Source organism: Streptomyces sp. NPDC002467 (assembly GCF_042889825.1).
Classification (GTDB): Bacteria; Actinomycetota; Actinomycetes; order Streptomycetales; family Streptomycetaceae; genus Streptomyces.
Window position 1 is genome coordinate 21,215 of record NZ_JBIARJ010000001.1, and the last position, 13,325, is coordinate 34,539.

The 13,325-nt window shown below is 70.7% G+C and carries 15 protein-coding genes; 7 read left to right on the forward strand and 8 right to left on the reverse strand.

All coding sequences use genetic code 11. The features are described 5' to 3' along the window. Nucleotides 1-26 precede the first annotated feature (26 nt). The 6 genes from ACFYYJ_RS00095 to ACFYYJ_RS00120 all read left to right on the forward strand — a co-directional run bounded on the left by ACFYYJ_RS00095 (nucleotide 27) and on the right by ACFYYJ_RS00120 (nucleotide 6,024). Nucleotides 27-944, forward strand: a complete 918-nt coding sequence (locus ACFYYJ_RS00095; protein ID WP_389127392.1) for an A/G-specific adenine glycosylase — start codon at nucleotides 27-29, stop codon at nucleotides 942-944. A 292-nt stretch (nucleotides 945-1,236) separates the two neighbouring features. After that, the gene (locus ACFYYJ_RS00100; protein ID WP_376660303.1) at nucleotides 1,237-1,797 is read left to right on the forward strand and encodes a SigE family RNA polymerase sigma factor; all 561 of its coding nucleotides are present in this window, start codon (nucleotides 1,237-1,239) and stop codon (nucleotides 1,795-1,797) included. Then, complete coding sequence (locus ACFYYJ_RS00105) at nucleotides 1,785-2,537, forward strand: hypothetical protein (protein WP_385364045.1); 753 nt, start codon at nucleotides 1,785-1,787, stop codon at nucleotides 2,535-2,537. The genes ACFYYJ_RS00100 and ACFYYJ_RS00105 overlap by 13 nt, the downstream gene beginning before the upstream one ends. A gap of 14 nt (nucleotides 2,538-2,551) precedes the next feature. Next, the gene (gene cseB / locus ACFYYJ_RS00110; protein ID WP_385131842.1) at nucleotides 2,552-3,265 is read left to right on the forward strand and encodes a two-component system response regulator CseB; all 714 of its coding nucleotides are present in this window, start codon (nucleotides 2,552-2,554) and stop codon (nucleotides 3,263-3,265) included. A 50-nt stretch (nucleotides 3,266-3,315) separates the two neighbouring features. After that, nucleotides 3,316-4,629: a two-component system sensor histidine kinase CseC gene (gene cseC / locus ACFYYJ_RS00115; protein ID WP_384756082.1), complete on the forward strand. Its 1,314-nt coding sequence runs from the start codon at nucleotides 3,316-3,318 to the stop codon at nucleotides 4,627-4,629. 279 nt (nucleotides 4,630-4,908) lie between these two features. Next, on the forward strand, nucleotides 4,909-6,024 hold the full coding sequence (locus ACFYYJ_RS00120) for a LamG-like jellyroll fold domain-containing protein (RefSeq protein WP_389127395.1): 1,116 nt from the start codon (nucleotides 4,909-4,911) through the stop codon (nucleotides 6,022-6,024). Here the strand turns inward: ACFYYJ_RS00120 and ACFYYJ_RS00125 are convergent. Both ACFYYJ_RS00125 and ACFYYJ_RS00130 read right to left on the reverse strand, forming a co-directional pair. Continuing rightward, the gene (locus tag ACFYYJ_RS00125) at nucleotides 6,021-6,566 is read right to left on the reverse strand and encodes a M23 family metallopeptidase (protein ID WP_385367008.1); all 546 of its coding nucleotides are present in this window, start codon (nucleotides 6,564-6,566) and stop codon (nucleotides 6,021-6,023) included. The two genes, ACFYYJ_RS00120 and ACFYYJ_RS00125, sit on opposite strands and share 4 nt — an antisense overlap. A 384-nt stretch (nucleotides 6,567-6,950) precedes the next feature. Continuing rightward, complete coding sequence (locus tag ACFYYJ_RS00130) at nucleotides 6,951-9,476, reverse strand: ATP-dependent Clp protease ATP-binding subunit (RefSeq protein WP_384751098.1); 2,526 nt, start codon at nucleotides 9,474-9,476, stop codon at nucleotides 6,951-6,953. 463 nt (nucleotides 9,477-9,939) lie between these two features. Here ACFYYJ_RS00130 and ACFYYJ_RS00135 point away from each other — a divergent pair, with 463 nt between their 5' ends. Next, nucleotides 9,940-10,590, forward strand: coding sequence for an SCO3374 family protein (locus ACFYYJ_RS00135; protein WP_389127398.1), 651 nt, complete (start codon nucleotides 9,940-9,942; stop codon nucleotides 10,588-10,590). On the opposite strand, the gene ACFYYJ_RS00140 is transcribed toward ACFYYJ_RS00135, so the two are convergent. The 6 genes from ACFYYJ_RS00140 to ACFYYJ_RS00165 all read right to left on the reverse strand — a co-directional run bounded on the left by ACFYYJ_RS00140 (nucleotide 10,575) and on the right by ACFYYJ_RS00165 (nucleotide 13,209). Continuing rightward, nucleotides 10,575-10,907 carry an Lsr2 family protein gene (locus ACFYYJ_RS00140; RefSeq protein WP_384582209.1) on the reverse strand — a complete coding sequence of 111 codons (333 nt, stop codon included), beginning with the start codon at nucleotides 10,905-10,907 and terminating at the stop codon, nucleotides 10,575-10,577. The two genes, ACFYYJ_RS00135 and ACFYYJ_RS00140, sit on opposite strands and share 16 nt — an antisense overlap. A gap of 165 nt (nucleotides 10,908-11,072) precedes the next feature. Beyond that, nucleotides 11,073-11,612, reverse strand: coding sequence for an amino-acid N-acetyltransferase (locus tag ACFYYJ_RS00145; RefSeq protein ID WP_385130612.1), 540 nt, complete (start codon nucleotides 11,610-11,612; stop codon nucleotides 11,073-11,075). Nucleotides 11,613-11,623: 11 nt separating this feature from the next. Next, nucleotides 11,624-12,055 carry a BlaI/MecI/CopY family transcriptional regulator gene (locus tag ACFYYJ_RS00150; protein ID WP_385130610.1) on the reverse strand — a complete coding sequence of 144 codons (432 nt, stop codon included), beginning with the start codon at nucleotides 12,053-12,055 and terminating at the stop codon, nucleotides 11,624-11,626. 112 nt (nucleotides 12,056-12,167) lie between these two features. Then, nucleotides 12,168-12,332: a hypothetical protein gene (locus tag ACFYYJ_RS00155; protein WP_385130608.1), complete on the reverse strand. Its 165-nt coding sequence runs from the start codon at nucleotides 12,330-12,332 to the stop codon at nucleotides 12,168-12,170. A 27-nt stretch (nucleotides 12,333-12,359) separates the two neighbouring features. Further along, entirely contained in the window at nucleotides 12,360-12,947 is a 588-nt protein-coding gene (locus tag ACFYYJ_RS00160; RefSeq protein ID WP_385130605.1) for a hypothetical protein, read from the reverse strand. Between the two features lie 67 nt (nucleotides 12,948-13,014). Next, nucleotides 13,015-13,209 carry a DUF397 domain-containing protein gene (locus ACFYYJ_RS00165; RefSeq protein ID WP_384751082.1) on the reverse strand — a complete coding sequence of 65 codons (195 nt, stop codon included), beginning with the start codon at nucleotides 13,207-13,209 and terminating at the stop codon, nucleotides 13,015-13,017. Nucleotides 13,210-13,325 lie beyond the last annotated feature (116 nt).

Consider the following 13,325-nt stretch of genomic DNA (forward strand, 5'->3'; position numbering starts at 1 on the left):
CGAAACGTGCCAGGATGCCGTCTGCCATGACTGCTTCCGCTTCCGCATCCGCCGCCGCGTCCCCCGCCTCCTCGCACCCGTTGCACGACCCCGTCATCGCGTGGTTCGAGGAGCACGCCCGCGACCTGCCCTGGCGCCGCCCCGAGGCCGGCCCCTGGGGGGTCATGGTCAGCGAGTTCATGCTCCAGCAGACCCCCGTCAGCCGGGTCCTGCCGGTCTACGAGCAGTGGATCGCCCGCTGGCCGCGCCCCGCCGACCTGGCCGCCGAGGCCCCCGGTGAGGCCGTACGGGCCTGGGGGCGGCTCGGCTACCCGCGCCGGGCCCTGCGCCTGCACGGCGCGGCCGTCGCGATAACGGAGCGGCACGGGGGCGACGTCCCGAGCGAGCACGCGCAGCTCCTCGCGCTGCCCGGGATCGGCGAGTACACGGCGGCCGCCGTGGCCTCCTTCGCGTACGGGCAGCGGCACGCCGTGCTCGACACGAACGTGCGGCGGGTCTTCGCGCGCACCGCCACCGGGATCGAGTACCCGCCGAACGCCACCACGGCCGCCGAGCGGCGCCTGGCCCGGGAGTTGCTCCCCGCGGACGAGGAGACCGCTGCCCGCTGGGCGGCCGCCTCGATGGAGCTCGGCGCGCTGGTGTGCACGGCCAAGAGCCCGGACTGCGCCCGCTGCCCGGTGGCCGGGCTGTGCGCCTGGCGGCTCGCCGGGAAGCCGGCGCACGAGGGACCGCCGCGGCGCGGGCAGACGTACGCGGGCACGGACCGGCAGGTGCGCGGCCGGTTGCTGGCCGTGCTCCGGGAGGCCGTGGGACCCGTACCGCAGTCCGTGCTCGACACGGTCTGGGACGAGCCGGTACAGCGGGCGCGGGCGCTGGACGGGCTGGTCTCGGACGGCCTGGTGGAGCCGCTCGCGGGGTCCCTGTACCGGCTTCCGATGACGTGAGGGGGCGCGCCCATCGGTCCGGATGGCCGGCCGATGAGCGTCGGGTGACGGCCGGGTGACGTGGCGGCGACGGGATCCGAAGGGGCGTCACCACCCTTCGCCGACACGGTGGTAACCGACTCAACCATTCCGCTTCCGTCGGGAAACCCCAGCTCACAGCCGCTGTTACACAACCTATGGGTGTCCGTGCGCCCACCGAGGTCTGGACCGCACAGTGCCGTGACAACCCCTCCGTACCTTCGGATCCGTAAGACGGCGGATGAGCGGGCGGATGGCAGTGGAGGCGGTCGAGATGGCGCACGGCGATGTACTCGAATTCGAAGAGTACGTACGCACCCGGCAGGACGCCCTGCTGCGCAGTGCCCGGCGCCTCGTCCCGGACCCGACGGACGCGCAGGACCTCCTGCAGACCGCGCTCGTGCGCACCTACGGCCGCTGGGACGGCATCGCGGACAAGTCCCTGGCCGACGCCTACCTCCGCCGGGTCATGATCAACACCCGCACCGAGTGGTGGCGCGCCCGCAAGCTCGAAGAGGTCCCCACCGAGCAGCTGCCCGACGCCTCCGTCGAGGACGGCTCCGACCAGCGCGCCGACCGCGCGCTACTGATGGACATCCTCAAGGTGCTCGCCCCCAAGCAGCGCAGCGTCGTCGTCTTGCGACACTGGGAGCAGATGAGCACCGAGGAGACCGCCGCCGCGCTCGGGATGTCTGCGGGTACGGTGAAGAGCACGCTGCATCGCGCGCTGGCCCGTCTCCGGCAGGAACTGGAGAGCCGGGACCTGGACATGCGCGCGCTGGAACGCGGTGACCACACCATCCGGTACGAGGGGCGTGAGCGGTGCGCGGCCTGAACGGCCAAAACAGGGGTTCGACGGGCTTGCCCGGCAGTTCTCTGGTCCTGATGTCGGCGGGGGCGATCGTCCTCGTCGGCACTGCCGTGTTCGCGGTCGGCTGCTCCACCGGGGGCACCGGCCTGCGCGACGGCGGCCCCGCCCGCAGCGAGGCCGTGGCCAAGGCCGGCACCGGGGCTCCCGCGGTGTCCACCTCGCCCACCGAGCCCGGGGCCCCCTCCGAGTCCTCCGACGTGCACGACCCCTCCTCGCCGTCCGCCGCCCCGTTCGGCCAGGCCCTGAAGAAGATCGACCCCGTCAAGCTCCTGATGGCGGACCCCAAGGTCAGCACCGCGGTCAAGCGGGACCTCAAGCCCTGCTCGGGCAACGACTACCCGGTGGACGTGAGCTACGGGAAGGTCACCGGGGGCCCGGCCGCCGACATCGTCGTCAACGTGCTGTCCTGCGCCGACGCACTCGGCCGCGGCTCGTACGTGTACCGCCAGGACGGCGGGAAGTACGAGAATGTGTTCTCGGACGAGCAGCCACCCCTGTACGCGGAGATCGACCGCGGCGACCTGGTGGTCACCAAGCAGGTCTACGCGAAGAGCGACGCGCTCGCGTATCCGTCGGGGGAGGACGTGATCACGTACCACTGGAACGGGGAGAAGTTCACCGAGCAGGACCGGGTCCACTCGGAGTACAGCAACGTGGTCGACGGCGGGGCCCAGCCGGCCCCGGCCCTGACCCAGAAGAACTGAGGCGAGGCTTCCGCATGGCCGAGACCCATGTCCTGTTCGTCGAGGACGACGACGTCATCCGCGAGGCCACGACCCTGGCGCTGGAACGCGACGGGTTCGTGGTCACCGCCATGCCCGACGGACTGTCCGGTCTGGAGTCGTTCCGGGCCGACCGGCCCGACATCGCCCTGCTCGACGTGATGGTCCCCGGCATGGACGGCGTGAGCCTGTGCCGCCGCATCCGCGACGAGTCCACCGTCCCCGTGATCATGCTCTCGGCGCGGGCCGACTCCATCGACGTGGTGCTGGGCCTGGAGGCGGGCGCCGACGACTACGTCACCAAGCCCTTCGACGGCTCCGTGCTCGTCGCCCGCATCCGCGCCGTCCTGCGCCGCTTCGACCACTCGGGCGGCGACCGGAACGGCGGCCCGGCCCCCGACGGCGACGGCCCCGACGGGGAGCGCGGGGTCCTGTCCTTCGGTGACCTGGAGGTCGACACCGAGGGCATGGAGGTACGGAAGGCGGGCGCCCCCGTGGCCCTGACGCCGACCGAGATGCGACTGCTGCTGGAGTTCTCCTCCGCGCCGGGCACCGTGCTGTCGCGCGACCGCCTGCTGGAGCGGGTCTGGGACTACGACTGGGGCGGCGACACCCGCGTCGTCGACGTCCACGTGCAGCGACTGCGCACCAAGATCGGGCAGGACCGGATCGAGACGGTCCGGGGCTTCGGATACAAGCTGAAGGCTTGACTTCGCCCCCTCCCGGCCTCGACCGGGACTCCCCCCATGAGAAGACAGGCATGAGACGGTTCACCCTCCGGACGGGGATCCGCTGGAAGATCACCCTCGCCATCGCGGCCGTCGGCGCGCTCACCGCCGTCGCACTGAGCCTCGTGGTGCACAGCGCTGCCCGGGTCTCGATGCTGGAGAGCGCCCGTGAGGTGCAGCTGGACCGCGTGCAGTTCATCTCCCGCAACACCGACTCGGGCCGTCGGCCCATGATGGGCGCCAAGGTCAACGACCCGGAGCTGCCGGCGCAGTTGCGCGAGAAGGCCCGGTCGGGGCGGCGCGGCACCTTCGTGCAGGAGAACCCGCACGGGCTGCCGGAGGTGTGGGCCGCCGTACCGCTCGGGAACGGGCAGGTGCTGTCGCTGCACACGCAGTTCCGGGAGAGCGCCAACATGGTCCGCGACCTGGACCGGGCCCTGGTCATCGGCTCCCTCGCCGTGGTCATCGGCGGCTCGGCGCTCGGCGTGCTCATCGGGGGGCAGATCTCGCGCAGGCTGCGCAAGGCCGCGGCGGCCGCGCAGCGGGTGGCGCACGGGGACCCGGAGGTCCGCGTACGGGACGCGGTCGGGGGCGTCGTACGCGACGAGACCGACGACCTCGCGCGGGCCGTCGACGCCATGGCCGACGCGCTCCAGCAGCGGCTGGAGGCGGAGCGGCGGGTCACCGCGGACATCGCGCACGAGCTGCGCACCCCGGTGACCGGTCTGCTCACGGCGGCGGAACTGCTGCCCCCTGGGCGGCCGACCGAGCTGGTGCGGGACCGGGCGCAGGCGCTGCGCGCGCTCGTGGAGGACGTACTGGAGGTGGCCCGGCTGGACAGCGCGTCCGAGCGGGCCGAGCTGCAGGACGTGGCGCTGGGCGAGTTCGTGAGCCGACGGGTGAAGGCGCTGATGCCGGAGGCCTCGGTACGGGTGGTCGCGGACGAGATCGTCAGCACCGACCCGCGGCGGCTGGAACGGATCCTGGGGAACCTGCTGGCGAACGCCGCGCGGTACGGGCAACCGCCGATCCAGGTCGACGTGGAGGGGCGGGTCGTACGGGTCCGCGACCACGGGCCCGGCTTCCCGGAAGCCCTGCTGCGCGAAGGCCCGAGCCGGTTCCGTACGGGGTCCACCGACCGGGCGGGCGTCGGCCACGGCCTCGGGCTGACCATCGCGGAAGGGCAGGCGCGGGTGCTGGGCGCGCGGCTGACGTTCCGCAACGTGGCGGCCCCTGCGGCGTTGGCCGGCGGAGCCGGCGGGGCTGCGGGGGCGGTGGCGGTCCTGTGGCTCCCGGAACACGCCCCGACGGCCACGGGCAGCTTCCCGGTGATCCAGGTCCCGTAGGGGACCCCTCCGCCCCACCGGGTCCGGGCGAGTCCCCGTCACCCCCACGGCGCTCCGCGCCCGCGCCTCAATCGCCGGCGGGGCTGAGTATCAGCCCGTCCGGCGATTGAGGACCGGGGTCCGGGGCGGAGCCCCGGGGAACGGTGGAAGGGCGGGTAGGGGACCGGCTCCGCGCAGCGGCACCCCGGCCCGGGCCGGGGAGTGGGCCGTCGGGGCCGGGCGCGCGCCGGGTGTCCCCGGGCCTACGTCCGTGCGGGGCAGTGACTTAGCATCCCAGGCATGACCGACGGCACGAATCCTCCCAGCAATCCGCAGCCCGAGCCCGCCCCGGGGAGCGGCGGCTTCGGACCCGCGCCGGGCGGCTACGGGTTCCCGCCCGCCCAGCCCGGCGGTTACGGGTTCCCGCCCCCGCAACCCGGGCAGCCCGGCCCGCCGATACCCGGCGGCTACGGCTATCCGAACCAGCAGCCGGAGCCGGCGCCCGCGGCCTTCGTTCCGGCGCCGCAGCCGGACTGGGAGGCGATGGCCGACCGCTCCGAGGCGCAGCGTTCCCGCCGCAGGATGGTGTTCGTCTCGCTCGGCGTCGTCGGTGCGCTGCTGGCCGGCGGTGCCGGCTGGTTCTTCTTCGCGCGGAGCGAGGGCGGCGGCCCGGACAACGACAAGCCGCCGGTCGCCTCGGGCTCCCCCAGTCCCTCGCAGAGCGCCGCCGAGGAGAACGCGGTCACGGTGCCGAACGAGCCGACGCAGCTGCGTGACCGTGCGAACAACGGCCCGGCGGTGCAGCTGGCGATGAACCCGGGCGTCGAGCTGGTCAAGATGGAGAACCGCAACGAGCTGCGCCTCAAGGGTGGGGCGGAGTCCTTCGCGCAGGGCAACGAGCAGGCCGTGGACGTCACCAAGAGCTTCACCGTGACCACGCGCGTCTACAGCGTGACGGAGACGGGCACCCGCATGGCCATCAGCCAGGGGGACGGCGTCTCCTACTCCTTCGAGCTCGGCTTCGAAGTGGTGAGCGGCAAGAAGTCCTGGGTGTTCCGGGTACAGACCGGTGAGAAGGGCGCGGCCGCCACCGCCCAGCAGGTGGTCGTGGAGGCGCCCGAGGCGCTGAAGAAGTGGACCCAGCTGACCGGTACGTACGACGCCGAGAAGAAGACGATCGCGCTGTACGTGAACGACAAGGCCGCGGGCCAGGCCCAGGTCTCGGGGATCTGGGCGGGCCCGGGTCCGGTTCAGCTGGGCCGGGCCCGGCACCACGGGATCTGGAGCGGCTCGTTCGTCGGTTCGATGGACCGCATCCGGGTCTGGGACAAGGCCCTGGCCCCCGAGCAGGTGGCGGTGCTGGATTCGGGCAACCTGAGCAAGCTCGGGAAGCCGAAGCACGCCTGGCTGATTTAGATCGTGACGCCGGCGTTGCGCAGGAAGGCGACCGGGTTGACGGCCGAGCCGTAGTTCGGCGTGGTGCGGATCTCGAAGTGCAGGTGCGGGCCGCTGGAGTTGCCGGTGTTGCCGGACAGGGCTATCCGCTGGCCCTTGGCGACCTTCTGGCCGATCTTGACCTGGATCTTCGAGAGGTGCGCGTACTGCGAGTACGTGCTGTTGCCGTGCTTGATCACGATGGCGTTGCCGTAGGCCGGGCCGTCGCCGCCGCCGTTGGGGCCGGCCTTGACGACGGTGCCCGCCGCGGCGGCGTCGACCGGGGTGCCGGACGGGACGGCGAAGTCCTGGCCGGAGTGCTTGTGGGCCCACATGCCGCCGGCCTGGGCGAAGGTCGCGGACAGCGTGTACTTGGCGACGGGCTTCTCCCACGCGGCCTTGGTGGTCTGCGTCGTGTCGGCGAACGCGGCGGTCGTCCCGGCTCCCACGGCCAGCACGGCGCCGAGAGCGGTGGCGGTGACGGCGATACGGGTACGACGGGTGCTGACGCGCTTCGCGAACATGAACGGACCTCCGGGGCCGGGAACAAGGGCGGTGCCATGCCCGTCACGGGCATGAAGTGACCCGGCACGATGAAGCACATGCCGGGCTGGCCTCACCTTGGTAACCCGAGCTCCCGGACTTTCCCAAACATCCCTTTTACTACCCGGTGTCGTAGGAAGGGTGGGGCTCTGCGGCCTGTTGACTCGGCTCCCACCTGGGGTGGAGGGCTTCGACCGGCGCCCGTTGGATCTACGAATACGGCTAGTACGTCCGATTTGCCCTGTGCGGCTTGTCACCGGCGGGGGACCTCCGGCGGACCGGTTCGGGACCTTCGGCGGGCAACCGAAAAGGGGCGGCCCCGGAACCGTTCGGTTCCGGGGCCGCCCCTGGGTACTGCTCTCGCGTTACGCGCCCTTCGACAGGTCCGGGCCGGAGCCCGTGGCCTCGATCGGGGGGAGGTCCGGCAGGGCCGACTTCTCCTCGCCGCGGAAGGTGAACTTGGCTTCCTCGCCGTCACCCTCCTTGCCGACGACCACGATGTGACCGGGGCGCAGCTCGCCGAAGAGGATCTTCTCCGACAGCACGTCCTCGATCTCGCGCTGGATGGTCCGGCGCAGCGGACGGGCACCCAGGATCGGGTCGTAGCCGCGCTTGGCGAGCAGGAGCTTGGCGTCGCCGCTCAGCTCGATGCCCATGTCGCGGTCCTTGAGGCGCTCGTCGACCTTGGCGATCATCAGGTCGACGATCTGGATGATGTCTTCCTCGGTGAGCTGGTGGAAGACGACCGTGTCGTCGACACGGTTCAGGAACTCGGGCCGGAAGTGCTGCTTGAGCTCTTCGTTGACCTTCGCCTTCATCCGCTCGTAGCCGGTCTTGGTGTCGCCCTGGGCCGCGAAGCCCAGGTTGAAGCCCTTCGAGATGTCCCGGGTACCCAGGTTGGTCGTCATGATGATGACCGTGTTCTTGAAGTCCACGACCCGGCCCTGGGAGTCGGTCAGACGACCGTCCTCCAGGATCTGGAGAAGGGAATTGAAGATATCCGGGTGGGCCTTCTCGACCTCGTCGAAGAGGACGACGGAGAACGGCTTCCGGCGCACCTTCTCGGTGAGCTGGCCGCCCTCTTCGTAGCCCACGTAACCGGGGGGCGAACCGAAGAGACGGGAAACCGTGTGCTTCTCGCTGAACTCCGACATGTCGAGGGAGATCAGAGCGTCCTCGTCGCCGAAGAGGAATTCGGCGAGCGTCTTGGAGAGCTCGGTCTTACCGACACCGGACGGGCCGGCGAAGATGAACGAGCCACCCGGGCGCTTCGGGTCCTTCAGACCCGCACGGGTACGGCGGATGGCCTGGGAGAGCGCCTTGATGGCGTCCTTCTGGCCGATGACGCGGCGGTGGAGCTCGTCTTCCATGCGGAGCAGTCGCGAGGACTCCTCCTCGGTGAGCTTGAAGACGGGAATGCCGGTCGCGGTCGCGAGGACCTCGGCGATGAGCTCGCCGTCGACCTCGGCGACGACGTCCATGTCGCCGGCCTTCCATTCCTTCTCGCGCTTGGTCTTCGCCGCCAGCAGCTGCTTCTCCTTGTCACGGAGAGAAGCCGCCTTCTCGAAGTCCTGGGAGTCGATGGCCGACTCCTTGTCCCGGCGGACGGCCGCGATCTTCTCGTCGAACTCGCGGAGGTCCGGCGGCGCGGTCATCCGACGGATGCGCATCCGGGAGCCGGCCTCGTCGATCAGGTCGATCGCCTTGTCCGGGAGGAAGCGGTCCGAGATGTACCGGTCGGCCAGCGTCGCAGCCTGGACGAGGGCCTCGTCCGTGATGGAGACGCGGTGGTGGGCCTCGTAGCGGTCGCGCAGGCCCTTGAGGATCTCGATCGTGTGGGGGAGGGAAGGCTCCGCCACCTGGATCGGCTGGAAGCGGCGCTCGAGGGCCGCGTCCTTCTCGAGGTGCTTGCGGTACTCGTCGAGCGTCGTGGCACCGATGGTCTGGAGCTCGCCACGGGCCAGCATGGGCTTGAGGATGCTGGCGGCGTCGATCGCGCCCTCGGCGGCACCCGCACCCACGAGGGTGTGGAGCTCGTCGATGAACAGGATGATGTCGCCGCGGGTGCGGATCTCCTTGAGCACCTTCTTCAGGCGCTCTTCGAAGTCACCGCGGTAGCGGGAACCGGCGACCAGGGCACCCAGGTCGAGCGTGTAGAGGTGCTTGTCCTTGAGCGTCTCGGGGACCTCGCCCTTGACGATCGCCTGGGCCAGGCCCTCGACGACGGCGGTCTTGCCGACGCCGGGCTCGCCGATGAGGACCGGGTTGTTCTTGGTCCGGCGGGACAGCACCTGCATGACCCGCTCGATCTCCTTCTCGCGCCCGATGACCGGGTCGAGCTTGGATTCGCGGGCAGCCTGGGTGAGGTTGCGGCCGAACTGGTCGAGGACCAGCGAGGTCGAGGGCGTGCCCTCGGCCGGGCCGCCGGCCGTGGCCGACTCCTTGCCGCCCCCGGTGTAACCGGAGAGCAGCTGGATGACCTGCTGCCGGACTCGGTTGAGATCGGCGCCCAGCTTCACGAGGACCTGGGCGGCGACGCCCTCGCCCTCGCGGATCAGGCCGAGCAGGATGTGCTCGGTGCCGATGTAGTTGTGGCCGAGCTGGAGGGCCTCGCGGAGCGACAGCTCCAGGACCTTCTTCGCCCGCGGGGTGAAGGGGATGTGGCCGGACGGGGCCTGCTGGCCCTGACCGATGATCTCCTCGACCTGCTGGCGAACAGCCTCGAGCGAAATCCCGAGGCTCTCCAGGGCCTTAGCGGCGACACCCTCACCCTCGTGGATCAGACCCAGAAGGATGTGCTCGGTGCCGATGTAGTTGTGGTTGAGCATCCGGGCTTCTTCCTGAGCCAGGACGACAACCCGCCGCGCGCGGTCGGTGAACCTCTCGAACATCGTTTATCGCTCCTCAGAGCGGTCGGGCAGTTCGGGGTCGGTCCCCGCCCTGTCCTTCCGCATGCTAGTCCCGCGGGGCGGGACAGCTCATTCCAACTGCCGACATCCGTCCACGGCTCACCCCCACGTCGGTGAGGAAAACCGGCTGTTAGAGCCGACTACTGCTCCAACTCGATGGTGCGAGACGATGTTCCCGCAGGCCAGGCAGATACCCGTCATGCGTGTACGCCGATGGCGAACGGAAGCCGTTCAAATCTGCGTGTCGCCCCGATCCACTAGGAATGTCTTACCCGTAAGGACTGACACTCCATGCCGGCGGCACCGGTTCCCTCAGCTAAGGGCGAACACGGTTCCGTCCCGAATACGGGGCTCCGGCCTCACGGATGTTTACGTTCTGCATCACCGTGAGTGCGGTGTGTCACCCCGACCGTAACCCAGGGCCGTTTCCGGAGTTGCTCCGGACATGGCCGCAACCTGCCCCGGAGTCCGTCCGGCGGGATCCCCTCAGCAGACCGTCGCGCCGACCGCGCGGCCCACCGCCGCCGGGGCCGTCCCCGGGCCGCGGACGCCGCCCTGGGAGGAGGCGTGCGCGGGCTGGTACGAGCGGGTGCTCGGGTGGACCGTCCTGGGCCCGGCGCCCGGCGGGCTCGCCACGGGCACCCGGTTCGACGTCCTGGAGCTGCCGTCCGACGCGGGAGCGGCGCTGCTGCGCAGGCCGGTCCCCAAGGGTCCGGTCGCGCTCGCGGGGCGCCGGATGCACTTCCTGGTAGCAGCGGGCGGCGCGGAGGAGCTGGACGGGCTGCTCGACTGGCTGGAGTGGGGCGGGGTCGCCCTGGACCTCGCGGCCCTGGGCGCGGGTGGCCGGATCACCGCCCCGGCTCCCCCGGGGTCGGCCCTCGGGAAAAGCCCTCGGGGGGCCGCCGTGTGGCTGCGACCCCCCGAGCAGGGGTGTGAGGCACTGCTGCCGGCCCTGCCCGGTCCCGGGCGGGCCGCCGGGCCCGCTCGCGGGCCCGATCTCGTACGTCTGGTGGCGGCGGCGGCGACGGAATGCCACCGGGCGCGCCTGAGGCGGCGTACGCCCCTACGGGAAACCGCGGGTCAGCGGTTCTCGTAGGCCTCCTTGATGTCGGCCGGGACGCGGCCGCGGTCGTTGACGTTCAGCCCCTGGGCCTTGGCCCAGGCGCGGATCTCGGCGGTGTCCGTGCCGGCCGTCGCGGCGGCGCGGGCCTTGGAACCACGGGCCGCGGTGGCCCGGCCACCGGTACGGCGGCCGCCCTTGGTGTACGGGTCGAGCAGGCCGCGGAGCTTTTCAGCGTTGGCGGTGGTGAGGTCGATCTCGTAGGTCTTGCCATCCAGAGCGAACGTCACAGTCTCGTCCGCCTCGCCACCGTCGAGGTCGTCGACAAGAAGGACCTGAACCTTCTGTGCCACCGGGATTTCCTTTCATCGAAAAGCAGTACGCGGAAAGGAAACCGCTTTTGCCTGGAAAACACAAACCCCCGGGGAGAGGTTCAGGACCGCAACGAGGCGGGAAACGTGCGCGATTCGGACATAGGCCACAGGCGGGCGACGCACGGGAAAAACCACGGTGATCGATCAGAGGTGCAGAAGCATCCGACTGTTGCCCAAGGTGTTCGGCTTCACTCGTTCGAGACCGAGGAACTCGGCGACACCCTCGTCATAGGAACGAAGCAGCTCCATGTAGACATCCGTCTCGACCGGCGTCTCGCCGATCTCGACGAACCCGTGCTTGCGGAAGAAGTCCACTTCGAAGGTGAGGCAGAAAACCCGGCTCACGCCGACGTCGCGGGCCGTGCGCAACAACTGCTCCAGTACGCGATGGCCGACGCCGGCGCCCTTCGACTCGCGGTCGACGGCGAGAGTGCGCACTTCGGCGAGGTCTTCCCACATCACGTGGAGAGCGCCGCAACCGACCACCTGACCGTCCGAGACGCGTTCCGCGACCCAGAACTCCTGGATGTCCTCGTAAAGGACGACCGGCGCTTTGTCGAGCAGGATCCGTTGCTGTACGTACTGGTCGAGCAGACGGCGCACCGCGCGGACATCACCGGTGCGGGCACGGCGGATCGTCACTGTTTCTGCGGGCGCGGCGGATGCGGCGGAAAACTCTCCCATGCGACGGGACGCTATCGTCCCGGCTCCTCCGCCCGCTCGCCGGAGTCCCCTTCGGCTTCCGGCGCGGCGGCGGCCGTCTCGTCGTCGTGCTGGACGATGCGCACGGCGTCACGGAGGGCTTCGCGCTGTTCCGCCGACATCATGCCGAAGAAGGCCACGAGGGCGGCGGCCGGGTTGTCGCTCGTGGACCACGCTTCGTTCATCAGTGCGGCCGAGTAGGCGGCGCGGGTGGAGACCGCCGTATATCGATAGGCGCGGCCTTCGGCTTCCCGGCGGACCCAGCCCTTCTGATGAAGATTGTCCATAACGGTCATGACCGTGGTGTAGGCGATGGACCGTTCCTGCTGGAGGTCTTCCAGTACTTCCCGAACGGTGACCGGGCGGTTCCACTGCCACACCCGCGTCATGACGGCGTCTTCGAGTTCTCCCAAGGGGCGAGGCACAAACAGCACGATAGTGCGGGTTGTGTGGAATTGCCCGACCATTCGGGGAGCAACGCGCAAGAAAATCGGGCGCACGGCGGGTGGTGCCGTACGCCCGTCGCCCCGGAAGGGGCTACTTCGGCTGCTGCGCGGCCTCGGCCCGGGAGATCACCGCGTCGACCGCCGCGTCCTCCTTGGCCTTGTTCGCGCCGCCCTGTGACTTCACGATCGTCCTGACGAGGGCGATGAAGAACGCGGCCATCACGACGGGGGGCACGAGCGCGGAGACGTAGTCCATGCCGACAGCGTAGCCAGTGCCGCCGTGCTAGCCGACGGCGCGGTCGGCCGCCGGGGGCGGCGGGGTGGGCTTGCGGCGGGGCGGGAAGACCTCACCCGGCGTAGGGATCGGCTTCTCGGGCCGCGGGGGCTCCTTCGGCCGGGGTTCGGGGGACGGCCGCCGGTCCTGGCCCCCGGCCAGCGCCAGCAGCCGCGTACGGGGCGCGGGGGCCGTCGACAGCCTTCGTCGTACGGAGCGCTCCGCGATGCCCTGGGCCCGGTCCAGCAGTGCGGCGGCGAGCGGGTTCGCGCGCAGGGCCCGCAGGGCGGCGAGGTCGTCGGGTACGGGCTCGTAGCCGGCCGCCAGGGCGTCCTGGAGCAGTTCCAGGTACCCGGGGAGGCTGCCGGGCAGAGCGCCCCGGTAGCGGGCGAGGTCCTCCAGGAGGAACGCTCTGAGCCGGCACGCCTCCTGGACCGCGTCGTCCACCGACTGCGCGAGGCGCAGGCAGTCCTGGACCTCCGGGGCCGTGAGGGGTGCCGTGGAGGACTGGAGGGCGTGGGCGAGCGAGCGCCTGAGCACGAGCAGTTCGGCAGCGCTGAACGCCATGCCGCCGCGGGATCCGTAGGGCGTGGGCATGGGCCGAAGATACGCGCTAATCGGACAAAATCCCCTCAGGGCGAGGGGTGCGGCGCGGCGGTTTCCCCTATCCGGATTCCTTGACCGCGCGCAGGAAATCGGCCCAGGCGGCCTGGGTCGTGGCGAGCACGAGGTGGGCCGGATCTGCGCGGTCCGCGACGCGGACGAGGGAGCCGGGGGTGGCGGAGACGTAGACGCAGGCGTCTCCTTCACCGCAGAACGAGGACTTCTGCCAGGCGCTTGGCGCGGGCTGGACGGTCATGGTGTCTCCTCCGGTCCCAGGAATTCCCATCGGAGGGACGGTAACCCCGTGGCCGGAGTTCGCCGGTCGTTTTCGCGGAATTCGGTGATTCGCGTGCCGGTTCCGGGGGCGGTGGG